At 59.8% G+C, this 12,445-nt stretch carries 12 protein-coding genes; 4 read left to right on the forward strand and 8 right to left on the reverse strand.

Annotated features, from left to right (window positions below; all coding sequences use genetic code 11):
• Nucleotides 1–11: 11 nt before the first annotated feature.
• Nucleotides 12–1,046 (forward strand): 3-hydroxyisobutyryl-CoA hydrolase, encoded by a 1,035-nt coding sequence (locus tag HMPREF2875_RS07215; protein ID WP_070671621.1) that lies wholly within the window; start codon nt 12–14, stop codon nt 1,044–1,046.
• Nucleotides 1,047–1,055: 9 nt separating this feature from the next.
• On the opposite strand, the gene HMPREF2875_RS07220 is transcribed toward HMPREF2875_RS07215, so the two are convergent.
• Genes HMPREF2875_RS07220 through HMPREF2875_RS07230 form a run of 3 tightly spaced genes read right to left on the reverse strand, consistent with a single transcriptional unit; the run spans nt 1,056 to nt 4,596 of the window.
• Nucleotides 1,056–2,195 carry a DUF6882 domain-containing protein gene (locus HMPREF2875_RS07220; RefSeq protein ID WP_070671623.1) on the reverse strand — a complete coding sequence of 380 codons (1,140 nt, stop codon included), beginning with the start codon at nt 2,193–2,195 and terminating at the stop codon, nt 1,056–1,058.
• 23 nt (nt 2,196–2,218) lie between these two features.
• Nucleotides 2,219–3,361, reverse strand: a complete 1,143-nt coding sequence (locus HMPREF2875_RS07225; protein ID WP_070671624.1) for a glycosyltransferase family 4 protein — start codon at nt 3,359–3,361, stop codon at nt 2,219–2,221.
• A gap of 11 nt (nt 3,362–3,372) precedes the next feature.
• Complete coding sequence (locus HMPREF2875_RS07230; RefSeq protein WP_070671626.1) at nt 3,373–4,596, reverse strand: NAD-dependent epimerase/dehydratase family protein; 1,224 nt, start codon at nt 4,594–4,596, stop codon at nt 3,373–3,375.
• A gap of 200 nt (nt 4,597–4,796) precedes the next feature.
• Between HMPREF2875_RS07230 and HMPREF2875_RS07235 the strand changes: the two genes are divergently transcribed.
• Nucleotides 4,797–5,453 carry a sulfite exporter TauE/SafE family protein gene (locus tag HMPREF2875_RS07235; RefSeq protein WP_070671628.1) on the forward strand — a complete coding sequence of 219 codons (657 nt, stop codon included), beginning with the start codon at nt 4,797–4,799 and terminating at the stop codon, nt 5,451–5,453.
• A gap of 148 nt (nt 5,454–5,601) precedes the next feature.
• Here the strand turns inward: HMPREF2875_RS07235 and HMPREF2875_RS07240 are convergent, their stop codons facing one another.
• Nucleotides 5,602–6,147, reverse strand: a complete 546-nt coding sequence (locus HMPREF2875_RS07240) for a gamma carbonic anhydrase family protein (protein ID WP_070671630.1) — start codon at nt 6,145–6,147, stop codon at nt 5,602–5,604.
• Between the two features lie 4 nt (nt 6,148–6,151).
• The gene (locus HMPREF2875_RS07245) at nt 6,152–6,547 is read right to left on the reverse strand and encodes a hypothetical protein (protein ID WP_070671631.1); all 396 of its coding nucleotides are present in this window, start codon (nt 6,545–6,547) and stop codon (nt 6,152–6,154) included.
• A gap of 35 nt (nt 6,548–6,582) precedes the next feature.
• On the opposite strand from HMPREF2875_RS07245, the gene HMPREF2875_RS07250 reads away from it, so the two are divergent.
• The gene (locus HMPREF2875_RS07250; RefSeq protein ID WP_070671634.1) at nt 6,583–7,452 is read left to right on the forward strand and encodes a patatin-like phospholipase family protein; all 870 of its coding nucleotides are present in this window, start codon (nt 6,583–6,585) and stop codon (nt 7,450–7,452) included.
• 179 nt (nt 7,453–7,631) lie between these two features.
• Entirely contained in the window at nt 7,632–9,197 is a 1,566-nt protein-coding gene (locus HMPREF2875_RS07255; RefSeq protein WP_070671636.1) for an aspartate-alanine antiporter-like transporter, read from the forward strand.
• 14 nt (nt 9,198–9,211) lie between these two features.
• Here HMPREF2875_RS07255 and HMPREF2875_RS07260 read toward each other — a convergent pair whose 3' ends face one another.
• The 3 genes from HMPREF2875_RS07260 to pth are packed head-to-tail and all read right to left on the reverse strand — an operon-like array spanning nt 9,212 to nt 12,430.
• Nucleotides 9,212–10,855: a peptide chain release factor 3 gene (locus HMPREF2875_RS07260; RefSeq protein ID WP_070671638.1), complete on the reverse strand. Its 1,644-nt coding sequence runs from the start codon at nt 10,853–10,855 to the stop codon at nt 9,212–9,214.
• A 24-nt stretch (nt 10,856–10,879) separates the two neighbouring features.
• Entirely contained in the window at nt 10,880–11,725 is an 846-nt protein-coding gene (locus HMPREF2875_RS07265; RefSeq protein WP_070671640.1) for an SDR family NAD(P)-dependent oxidoreductase, read from the reverse strand.
• 39 nt (nt 11,726–11,764) lie between these two features.
• Nucleotides 11,765–12,430 carry an aminoacyl-tRNA hydrolase gene (gene pth / locus HMPREF2875_RS07270; protein WP_070671642.1) on the reverse strand — a complete coding sequence of 222 codons (666 nt, stop codon included), beginning with the start codon at nt 12,428–12,430 and terminating at the stop codon, nt 11,765–11,767.
• Nucleotides 12,431–12,445 lie beyond the last annotated feature (15 nt).

Below are 12,445 nucleotides of genomic sequence, written 5' to 3' on the forward strand. Positions count from 1 at the left end.
CACTGGTGCGTATGACTACGACTGATCCAGTACTCGTTTCCGTCCGCAACCATACCGGAGTCCTCGAGCTCAATCGCCCTAAGGCACTGAACTCGCTGAATCCGGACATGATTGACATCATTCGCCGCTCCCTCGAGGAGTGGGCAGAGGACGACAACATCGAACAGGTTCTCATTCACTCTGCCAGTGAGAAAGCATTTTGTGCTGGCGGTGACGTCCGCCATGCTCGCGAAGGAATAGCGGAGGGCAAGCTCGAAGATGTCGATGCCTTCTTTGCCTCCGAGTACCTCACCAACGGTGATATCGCTGAGTTCCCGAAGCCCTATATTGCCGTGATTGATGGTGTCGTTATGGGCGGTGGCCTTGGTATTTCCCTCCACGGCTCGCACCGCGTGGTGACAGAACGTGCCTTTGCTTCGATGCCGGAGATGAACATCGGCTACGTCACGGATGTGGGAGTGGCCTACGCCGCACAGCGCATGGTCGGCACCCGTGGCGTAGCATCGCCTGGATTGGCTAAGTTCTGGGGCATTTCGGGCTACCGCATGTATGCCGCAGATATGCTGTGGACCGGCGTGGCGACCCACGTGGTCAAGGACGCCGCTGAGCTGATTGAGGCTGCCATCGATCGCGGTATTGACGCCGCCCTTGCAGATCTCGCCTTGCCTGCGCCGCAGGAGCCAGCGCCGCTGGAGCAGGTAGCCAAGGATTTGGAAGAGACCTTTGCACTCCCGACATGGGAAGAGATTTCCGCCGAGCTAGAGACGCGCCCGCAGATCGCTGGGGAAGTGAAGCGCCTCATGGCGGGTGCCTGCCCCGCAGCGATTATCGCGGCCAATGAGCTCTTTGAGGCTGAGGCCAAGGTTGATGATATTCGCGAGGCGCTCCTGCTGGAGCTCAAGCTCGGCATGTACATGTACCGTCGCCCGGATTTCTCCGAGGGTGTGCGCGCAGTCCTCGTTGATAAGACCCAGGACGCGAAGTTCGACCCCGCCACGACCCAGGAGGTCGATCCGGAGGAATTCCGCGCGATCCTCAACGCTTAAGGAAGAAAGCTAGAAACCGCGCTGGCGCTGGTACGCGGCGCGGGCGCGCTGCTCGTCCACGCCCGGGGGAACCGCCACGTTGAGAGTGGCCTGCGTGGCGGCTGGGGATGGCGCAGGAAGGCGGAAGGCGGGGGCGTCGGAAAGCGCGAGGCCCAGTCGGCCGTCCGGAAGGTGCACCGGCAACAGGGTCCACAGGCCCAGGATGGGCATAGCTAGTTGCGGCAAACGTGCCTGCCGGGCATCCGCAATAGGGACACGTGCGCGAAGGAGCTCCGGCACGGCGCGGTCATAAGCGAAGCGCCGCAGGTTGCCTGCCGCCTGCGCAGACATCGTGGAGGCGAACTCGTCCGCCCATGCCCAGGTAAATGTACCGGCAGCTTCATCCAGGGTGGCAATCAGGTGTGCTGGAACAGCCAACGAACCGTGCGCTGTGCTCACCACCGTGCGGGAGGTCCCGGGATCGAGCTCGGCCCTCAGGTTGGGGAAGCGGGCATCGAGGAAAAAGTTGTGCTCGGTGGCAAGGAAGTGAGCATCCGCAAGAATATCCCGTGCCCGAAGCCCCACCTGGCCATTGAGCTGGCGAAGGGCAACGATGCGGGAGCCCTCAAACTGGGCAAGTGCTTCCGGGTTATTGCCGGGCACATTCATATAGGAAGCGAGCTCAGTGGTGGCGATACGCTCGTCCACGCCGCCTTCGATATCCCCGCTCTTTTCCAGACCAGCGAACACGGCGCTGATGGGGTTCGGGTCAATCTCCGTAAAGTCCACCGCTACGAGTGCCTCAGCATCGCCCTGTGGAACGCGGACGACGGGGCGATCACCAACAAGACGGCGCGCCAGGCCCTTGAGCAGAGCCGTATCCGGCTGGGGGCCGTGGAACTCAGGCAGATCTGCCTGCTGCGCCAAACCTGTGGTCCAGTGGAACTGGCCATCCTGGATGGACGCCAAGCGCAGACCGTCAAAGTCATGAACGCCGCTGCTGGTGGTGAAACGCACCGTAGCGCGCTGGTCATGCTCAGGCTGGTCGGACTCGACGGGGACGAAGTTGACCTCCACGTCCGTGATGGGGCCGAGGCGACGGGCAAAGGCGGCGTCGATGCCGGCCTGAATAAACGCGCCGGCGGAGTACAGGTTTCTCACTGAATCCATGCGTGCTCCTTGACTAGTTCGGTTTAGTCCCTGCGGTAGGGGTGTTCAATGGCTTCCTCATAGGCCGTAAGAAGGGCTTGGGTGGATTCTACCCAGGAATATTTCTCCGCTTCGCGTCGGGCGGCTATGCCCATCTCGGATCGCCGGGAAGGATCACGGAGTAGATTCACTGCGGCGTCGGCCCACGCAGCGTCGTCGGCATCAGGGGCAATGAGATGACCTGTGACTCCTTCTTCAATGACGAAGGGGATTCCGCCGGCGCGGGTTCCGATGACAGGAACCCCCGAAGCGAAAGACTCCAGCGCCACAAGTCCCAGGGTTTCCGTGGCAGAAGGGAACAGGAAGACATCACCGACGGCAAAGGCGGCGGCAAGCTCGTCACCAGAGAGATAACCGGGAAAGACGGTGTAGGAGGGATCGAAGCCTTCCTTGAGCTCGTCCAGGAAGGGGCCGTCACCGACAATGGCGAGGCGGGCGGCGCCAAGCTCAGCGCGTACCAATTGCATGACGTGGTCGAGGCGCTCCAAGTCCTTTTCTTTGGAGACTCGGCCGATGTAGGTAAGCAGTGGCGCATCGGGGTTGCCTCCGGTGAGGCGCTCGCGCATCGACTCGGTGGCGCGGGAGGGCTGATAGGTGTCCGTGTCCACGGCCTTGGGCCACAGCTTGACGTTGCGAATGCCCATCTCACCAGCCTTGTCCACCATGGGACCGGACGTGCACAGGTTGACTGCTGCCTGGTTGTGTAGGTACTTCAGCGCGGCCTCTGTCAGCGGGCGAGTCCAGCCAATGCCCAAAGCATCGACGTACTCGGGCACATTGGTGTGGAAGCTGGCCACAAGCGGAACAGCGTCACGCTGCGCGGCAAAGACGCCGAGTGCTGCGGTCCAAATCGGGTTGACCGCATGGATGACATCGGGGTCAAAATCCCGAATCTCTTTAAAGAACTTCCACGAGGGCAAGCCGAATTTGATTTCCGGGTAGACCCAGAGCGAAAGGCTTGGAATGCGGGTGACCTCGAAACCTGCATACGTGGCTGGCGCCTTGCCCGTGGCGAAGATGCGGACCTCGTGGCCCATCGCCGCTAGCTGATCTAGCGTGCGGGTAATGCGGGTGACCACGCCGTCGATTTTGGGCAGGAAAACCTCAGTAACAATCGCGATGCGCATGGAAGAGACGCTTATGCCTGTGCGGTGTCGGCAGCGTTGTTCGCCACGGAGTCGGGAACACCCGCGTGCTGCTGCTTAGTCCACAGGGATTGCGCTGGAATTTTGTCGCGGTCCACGCGCTCGGCGTACTTGCGGGCCACCTCTTCAACCTCATGGAGCAGGCCTTCTGACAAGGTGGTCGGTTCCAGGCCGAGCTCGAGGAAGGTGTCATTGGTGACGTGAAGTTCATTTTCCGCGGATTCCTTGCGCGGGTTCGGCACGTAGGCCACCTCGGCACCGGAGATCTTCGCCAGCAGTTCGGCCAAGTCGCGCACGCGGTGCGTTTCGGTCATCTGGTTGATGATCTTGACGCGCTCGCCACGAGCGGGCGGATTATTCAGTGCCAGATCAATACAGCGCACCATGTCGCGGATATGGATAAAGGCGCGGGTCTGGCCACCAGTTCCGTGCACGGTCAGCGGGTAACCAATTCCTGCCTGGATGAGGAAGCGGTTAAGAACTGTGCCGTAGTCACCGTCGTAGTCAAAGCGGTTGATGAGGCGCTCATCCTTCTGGGTCTGCTCGGTGTGCGTGCCCCAGATGATGCCCTGGTGGAGGTCGGTAATACGCAGCTCATCATTCTTGGCATAGTAGGCAAAGAGGTGTTGGTCCAGTACCTTCGTCATGTGGTAGACCGAGCCGGGGTTGGAGGGGTAGAGGATTTGCTGCTTGACGACGCCCCCCTCGCCCGTATCCACCTGCACGTCCAGGTAGCCCTCTGGAATCTTCATGCCAGCGGTGCCGTAGCCGTATACGCCCATGGTGCCTAGGTGCGCGACGTGGATATCCTGTTCAGATTCCACGATGGCGGCGAGCAGGTTATGGGTAGCGTTGATGTTGTTATCCACCGTGTAGCGCTTGTTGCGCGAATTTTTCATGGAGTAAGGAGCAGCGCGCTGCTCGGCGAAGTGGACAACAGCATCTGGGCGCTCGGTCTGAAGAAACTCCAGCAGGCCGTCGTAGTCCTGAGCCACGTCGAGGTTGCGGAAGCCAATGGTCTTGCCAGAGACCTCAGTCCACGCAGCTAAGCGCTCTTCGATGGAGACGATAGGGGTGAGCGATTCTGCGCCGAGTTCCTTATCGATAGCGCGGCGAGAGAGGTTGTCCACGATGATGACCTCGTGGCCCTGGTCGGAGAGATAGAGAGAGGCTGGCCAGCCGCAGAAACCATCGCCGCCGAGAATCGCTACCTTCATGTTTTCTCTCCACATCATGATCGGGGGTATTACCTATGGTGCCGCCGTCGACGGAAAGTTCCGGCGCGGCGGCACACACTTTTATCTACCTTACCGTTGACAGTGCTTACACGAAGGGCGTGCTGGGTAAACAGTGAGTGAATGTTTCCTAAGGCTGCACGATGAAGTTGCATTGAGAAGACGCTAGTAAACTAGCCCGCATGCTTGAAGCCGTGCTCAATGCCTTCGCCGATTCCGTCAATGCTCTGCTCATCGGCATTCTCGTGGCCATTGGCATCATGCTTCCGCGTGGCAGCTACCGAAAGATTGCAGCACTAGTCATCGTGGGCGATTGGTGTGGCGTGCTCACCGCTGCCGCTGTGGTCATGTTTATTTTCGTGGGCATTCAGGACAAAGTGGCCGCCGCTTTGGAGTCACCGGCGATTGGCTGGGGCCTTATCGTCATTGGTGTGGGCCTCGGTGTCCTAGCGTGGCGCTCGAAAGGTGAGCCCAATGACATGGTGCACAAGCTTCTCGGTCCACTGCGCACGCCCTCGCCGAAGACCGTTGCGGTGGGCTACTTCATGGGGGTTATTCAGTCGCTGACCTCCGTGCCCTTCTTCTATGGTCTGATGCACCTGGCGGCTGGGGATTTCAGCAACACCGTCAAATACGGTGGGCTCTTTTTCTATGCCAGCTTCGCGCTTTCCCTGCCTACCGTGTGCGGGCTTTTCATTGCGCTCGTGCGTGCTAAACCTCATTCCTGGGCTGGCCGGGCATTCGCGTGGGCACGTCAGAACTCCGCCACCGTTGCGCTGTGGAGCGGCTATGGCGTGGCGGCCTTCCTCGTCATTATGGGTATCGTCGCGCTGCTCTAGCACTTTAGCCTTGAGAACGTTCGATTAGGGGTTAGCTCGCGGCCTTAGTTTGCGGAATGGAACTGCCCTAGTTGCCAAAGATCTGGTCAGATCCCCGCGGCAGGCTCAAGAGTTTTGGCAACAACGGCAGTTTGAAACAGTCTTGGCGCTAGTCGTAGAGGACTTCGTCGAGGGGGAGGGCTTCGCCAAGCAGCGCCTGATTCTTAGCAATGTCGACGTAGCGCCCGGCGTGCGGGATGAAGGCGTCGGATTCCTCCGAGCTCAACTCACGGCGCACCTTGGCGGGTACCCCAGCAGCTAGGGTGCCGGCGGGAATATTCTGGCCCTCCAGCACCACCGCGCCGGCGGCGATGAGAGAGCCTGGGCCCACGGTGGAACCGGACAATAGTGATGCCTTCATACCCACTAGCGTGCCGGCACCTACCTGCGTTCCGTGCAGCATAGCCATGTGTCCAACCGTGACGTCGTCGTTCAATATGCACGGGTTTGTTGACTCCACGTGGATAACGCAATTGTCCTGGATATTAACGCGCGCACCGAGGCGGATAGTGCCCACATCACCGCGAAGCACACAGCCATAGAACACGGAGGAATCCGGGCCGATGGTCACATCACCGATGATGGTGGCATTCGGCGCAATCCAGGCGCTGCGGTGAATACGCGGGGTCTTGCCTTGGAAGGGGAGGATAAGCATGGTTTTAGACTCCTTCAATCGCTATGGCCAGGGCCGTTGAGATTTCATAATCTCCAGGCTCCGGGCTGAGGTTCTTAAGAAGAGCGAGTTCTTCAGGCGAGAGCGGGATAACCCAGCCCTTCTTCGGATCGTGCACTGCGCGTTCCTGTGCAGTCGTGGGGGACAGGTACACCGTGGTGTGTGCGCCAGTCCGGAGGCCGCGTAGCTGTGCAGCTTCACCAGAACGGGCCACTTCCGCCAGAACCTTAGCGCCGGAAGGGGACGTCTCCACGATGATGAGTCCGTCTGCCGTGTGCACGGCAAGGCGATCCAGCTCGACCTCAACGGCATGCGGATCGGGGGAGGCTAAACGCGCGCCGGGGGAGCCGACAAGATTCTTCAGTGCAGAAAAGAGACCCATGGCGCGATCCTAGCCTGCGGGTACCATCGGGCACTGTGATTGACGCGAAAGATACAGCACTCGTCATTGAAGGCGGCGGCATGCGCAATTCCTATACCGCGGCATGCATCGTCAAACTACTTCAGGAGGAGGTGGAATTTGGCTGGGTCGGTGGTGTTTCCGCAGGCTCGTCACACACCGTTAATTTCCTCTCGCGCGACGTGATTCGCTCCGAAGAATCCTTCGTCGACTTTGCCAAGAACCCCAGCTTTGGTGGCTTGGGTTCTCTACTGCGCGGCAATGGCTATTTCAACGCTGAATACATCTATGAGAAATCAGCCGACAAAGATATGCCCTTCGATTGGGAAGCCTTTGAAGCTAATCCAGCACAGATGTGTATCTCGGCTGCCCGGGCCGACACAGGGGAAAGTGTCTACTGGGGGCGTGAGGATATTGCGAGCCTGGATGACCTCATGGTGCGCGTGCGTGCGTCCTCGACGCTGCCACTCATCATGCCCATGCGTGTCATCGACGGCGCACCTTATGTGGATGGAGCCATGGGGGAATCAGGCGGCATCCTCATTGAACAAGCAGAAAGAGCTGGGTTTGAGAAGTTCCTTTTTCTCGGCTCCAAGCCACGCGGCTATGTACGCCCCAAAGTCAGCCGCCCCGCGGCGCTGCGCCGCGTCTTCCGCAAGTACCCGGCCGTGGCTGAAGCCATGATTGCCCGCCCACCGAAATACAACCACTCCAAAGACCGTCTCCTTGAATTGGAAAAGGAGGGGCGCGCCCAGCTCTTCTTCCCCGAGGATATGCAGGTGACGTCTACTGAACACGACGTGGCCAAGCTGCGCGCCAATTTTGAGGCGGGCCGCGCACAGACCTACGCGGAGTGGCCGGCATGGAGGGAATTTCTTACCGCTTAGCCGACTGGTAGCACCTGCCGGCGTTGATCACTGGGAGCCCACGAGTGTGAGACGTGCCTCTGTTGTAGTCGTAGCAACATTATGGATAAGGCTGTGCGCTGCATGGATGCGGTTAAGGATGTCTGCGGAAAACGCCTTTCACATGGCGTTTTCTGTGCAGTTTCCTAGAATGACAGACCGTGTTGGCACTTTTTGATGGAAATATTTGGCTGAGCATTTTCTTTATTGCTTTGCTCGGCACACTGTTTGGCATGATTCCCTTCGGCCCGCTGCGCTTTGGCGCGGCGGGTACGTTGTTCGTTGGTTTGGCTTTCGGCGCCTTCATTGAGCTCGATGGCACAATCCTCAGCAGCTTGCAGGAGATGGGCCTTGGTCTCTTCATTTACATGCAGGGCTTGTCTGCCGGTGAGCGATTCTTCAAAGGGTTTTCTGAACAGCTCAAGCACATGATTACTGCGGCCATCGCGGTGATTGCGGCCGCTGCCGTGGCGCTGCTCGCAGGCGGTTGGCTTGGATTGTCACCCTTGGCTTCTGTTGGTGTGTTCTCGGGTGCGACGACCTCGACTGCGTCACTGGCCGTTGCCCAGCAGCAGACAGGTGAAGAGCTGCCGGCCGTGGGTTATTCCCTGGGATATCCGGTCGGCGTTGCCGTCGCCATTCTGCTTGTGGCGGTACTGCTGAAACAGTCTTGGCCTGGGTCAAAGGACAAGGACACTTCTGCCGAGGAAATCTTCCGTTCCCGCACTATTCGCGTGACGAAGGACATCACCTACGACGAGCTCCTCGAGCGCTTTGAGGACCATTTCGTCATCGCCACGATTCGCCGCGGCAATACGAGGACTGTGGCCGGTGACCATCCGGAAATCCGCAAGGGCGATATCCTTCGCGTTCTCGTGACGAAGGCGAAGAAACATGAGCTTACGGCCGCCCTGGGTAAGCGTCAGCCGCAGGTTCCCTTCATTGATAAGCGTCTTGTCATTGAGAACGTCGTGGTGTCGAACTCGGATATTGCCGGGCGCACCATCGAGGAACTTGACCTATTTAAGCGCTATGGTGGCCGCATTATCCGCATTCGCCGCGGTGATGAGGAGTTCCTCGCCAGCTTTGATACGCACCTCGATTCCGGCGACCGTGTCGACATCATTGTGGACCAGGACCATCTGGGCGATATCCGTAACTATTTTGGCAACTCGGTTCAGGGCTATTCGGAGCTGAACTGGATCGCCGTCGGCGGCGGCCTGTTCTTGGGTTATCTCTTGGCACTCGTCGTTGTCCCGATGCCGGGCGGCGCGTCCTTTGAATTGGGCTTCGCGCTCGGCCCACTCATTACCGGTCTCATTCTTGGTGCACTGCACCGCACCCGCCGCGTGCCGTGGAAGGTTCCGGCCTCCATCAACACTGCCTTCCAGCAGTGGGGACTCGTTATCTTCCTGGCCTCAGTGGGCCTTGCCTCCAGTGATGCTTTCCTCTCCACCGCATTCTCGTGGATGGGTGTGAAGTGCATGCTGCTGGCCGCCATCATCACTGTGGTTGCCATCGCGATTTTCGCCGTGGCGAACCGCTTCCTTGGCCAGTCGGAGACCCGCACCGCTGGTGGTATCTCGGGAATGTTCGGCCAGCCAGCCGTGGTCAACTACGCCACGGGGATGAGCTCTGACTCCCGCATCATGACCGGCTACGCAGCCACCATCGTGGTGGCGCAGATAGTCAAGATTGCGGTCATTCCCATCATGCTGACTATCTAGACAGCAAAGAACATCTAGTCCGCCACGAGCGTTTCGATGGTGAGCTCCGGGTGCTCCTTCTCAATGAAGGCCAGCTTCCACTTATCGCCAAAGAGGGCGATGAGCTCGCCGTCGGTGCGGGTGAAGATTTCTACGCCGCGCTGGCGGCCCAGCTCTGGTGCGGACTCAGCGTCGGTGCGGCGCGCCACGGAGTAGGGGATGGGCTCGGTGACGGTCTCCACGTTGTACTCGACCTCCATGCGGGCCTGCATGACTTCGAACTGCATGGGGCCCACGGCAGCCATGACGGGGGCGGCGTCACCACGGGTATCGTTGCGCAAGATTTGGACAACGCCCTCGGCCGCAAGCTGGTCCAGTCCCTTGCGGAAGGCTTTGTAATCACCCAAAGACTTTGCACGCAGAATCTGGAATGATTCAGGGGCGAACTGCGGCATGGGCTTGAATTGGACCTTCTTGCCCGTATAAATGGTGTCACCCGGTGCCAAGGAACCGGCGTTGACCAAGCCCACGATGTCACCCGGGAAGGCGGAGTCCACGGTATCGCGGGTACGGCCAAAGACCGTCAAGGCGTATTTCGTAGAGAAGCTGCGTCCAGACTGGGCGTGGTTGACCTGCATACCGCGTTCAAACTCACCGGAGACGACGCGCATGAAAGCCAGGTTATCGCGGTGCTTGCGGTCCATACCTGCCTGCACCTTGAAGATGACGCCGGAGAATTCATCAGTGACCTCACGGACCTCATCGATGGCAGCTGCACCACCGGAGCCGGCAGCTTCAATGGCCTGAGGATCTGACTCGCGCGAGCGCGGAGCCGGGGCAATGGCGCACAGCGTATCGAGGATTTGGTGCACGCCGAAGTTCAGCATGGCGGAGGCGAAAATGAGCGGGGAAGTCACGCACTGCTCAAAGAGCTCTTGGTCGTGCAGGGCGCCGTCGGCAGCCAGCAATTCGGCTTCCTCAACGGCCGTTTCCCAGGCGTCTTCTTCCTTCTCCGCGGCAGCGTCAGGAGCGTAATGTTCTTCCGGAGCAATGGTGGAGCCACCTGCGGTGCGCAGGAAGTGGATGTACTCGTCGGCCTCGCCATCATCATTAATGTGGGCTAGACCGCGGAAGTCACCGGCAATGCCGACCGGCCAGTACAGCGGGGTGGGCTGCAGCTGGATTTCGTTGACGATTTCGTCGACAAGCTCCAGCGGTTCGCGGCCGACGCGGTCCCACTTATTGATCACCGTGACAATCGGCAGGCCACGGGCCTTACACACGCGGAAAAGCTTGAGGGTCTGCGGCTCGAGGCCCTTGGCGGCGTCGATAAGCATCACAGCAGCATCCACTGCCGTGAGCACGCGGTACGTATCCTCTGAGAAGTCCGCGTGGCCCGGGGTATCGACGAGGTTGATCATGTAAGGCTCGCCCGCATGGCCCTCCGGGGCGTACTCAAACTGCAGGGCCGAGGACGCAACGGAAATACCGCGGTCCTTTTCCATCTCCATCCAGTCAGACACCGTGGACTTGCGGTTACCCTTGCCATGCACCGCGCCGGCCTCATTAATGACGTGGGCATGCAGCGCCAGCGCCTCCGTCAGCGTGGACTTACCAGCATCCGGGTGGGCGATGACGGCGAATGTGCGGCGGCGGGAAGCTTCGGAGGCAATACTCATGCCGGTTAGTTTAGCCGCTGGGTGCTACCACTCCACATCGAGCTGGCGGCCTAAATCATCAAAGATGCGCCGCGCCACCGAGAGCTTCTTTGCAATCGGGCGCCGCAGTCCTGGCTTGCGCTTGTTGTTGTAGTACTCACCGGACTCGAAATGGATGCCCGGGGTGCCGGTGAGGAAGAAAGCGAGGTTCTCGCCACCCTGATCCGCAGTGCCAAAGCGCTTGCCCAGGACGCTGGAATATAGCGCGTTTGTTGTGCTCGTCGAGGTCTTCGCAAAATTCGTCTTGAGCACGCCTGGGTGGAAAGCCACGGCGGTCAGACCATGGGAGTCGAAATAGCGGGTAAGCAAAATATCGCCAAGCTTGGCATTGCCATAGGCGCGCTCCGCGGTGAACTTCTCAAAAGTGTTCGGGTCACCAGGATCAAAGGAGGACATGAGCATGTTTGCTACAGAGGAAGTCTGCACCACCGTCGCATCGCTATCCCGCAAGATATCGCGCAACAAGGACGTAAGCAGGAATGGGGCCACCACGTTGACCTGCCAGGTGCGCTCAAAGCCATCGGCAGTGGCAAAGGGGCCATCAAAAATTCCGCCGGCGTTGTTGCCCAAGGCATGGATGTGTTCGTACTGGCGTAGTTCCTCCGCCAGGCGACGCACCTGACCCAAAGATTCGAAGTCCGCCACGTGGTAGTGCGCATCGATGTCTTCAGCCACGGCCTGTGTTTTCTGCGGGTTGCGCCCAACGAGTACGAGCGTGTCCTGTGGACGGCGCTTGTGCAGAATGCGGGCGGCGGAGGCCCCCACTCCGTCTGAGGCACCGGTAATGACGATGGTCCGTGGATCCTGGTTCGATGACAAGGCGTGGCTCATACTCCGCTAGTTTAGGGCGATCCACGCGGGCGCGCGGGTTTACTTCCCTCGCGAATGGATCTCGTTTTGTGCCTTGGGCATTCCTTCGGCCACGATGAGGCGCGCGGCTTCCGCAGCGGTGGCGATAGAGTTATCGAAGGCTGGGGAGGCGTCGACAGGCGCGAGTACCCAATCCGGAATCGAGCCACCTTTGGGCGGGCGGCCAATGCCTACGCGTACCCGCAGATAATCACGGGTTCCTAGGCGCTCAGTCAGCGACTTCAAACCGTTGTGTCCGTTCTCATTGCCGCCCTTCTTGATGCGCACGCTGCCGGCGGGCAAATCGAGCTCATCGTGGATGACAATAATACGTTCTGCCGGCACCTCGAGTTGTGCAGCCAGGGGCGCAATCGGGTCCCCAGAAAGATTCATGTAGGTGTGTGAGCGCACGGCTAAAACTTGTGTGCCGTTCACATCGACGGGCGCGGCGCTGAGCTTGTGTCCCGTCACCGGCTCAAGGACATCGCCTCCCTCAGCCAGGAGATCATCAACGGCCATGTAGCCCACATTGTGGCGCGTCGCCGCATACTTCGCGCCGGGATTGCCCAAGCCCACGATGAGCCATTCAGCGTTGAGCGCAGCGGGGTCCAGCCCAACAGCCGGTTGCGGTGACGGGGCATCGCTGCTGCCGAAAAGTCGGGCAAAGAAGTCACGGATGGAGGACACAACTACTCCCTTCTG

Source organism: Corynebacterium sp. HMSC078H07 (genome assembly GCF_001812805.1).
Lineage (GTDB): Bacteria > Actinomycetota > Actinomycetes > Mycobacteriales > Mycobacteriaceae > Corynebacterium.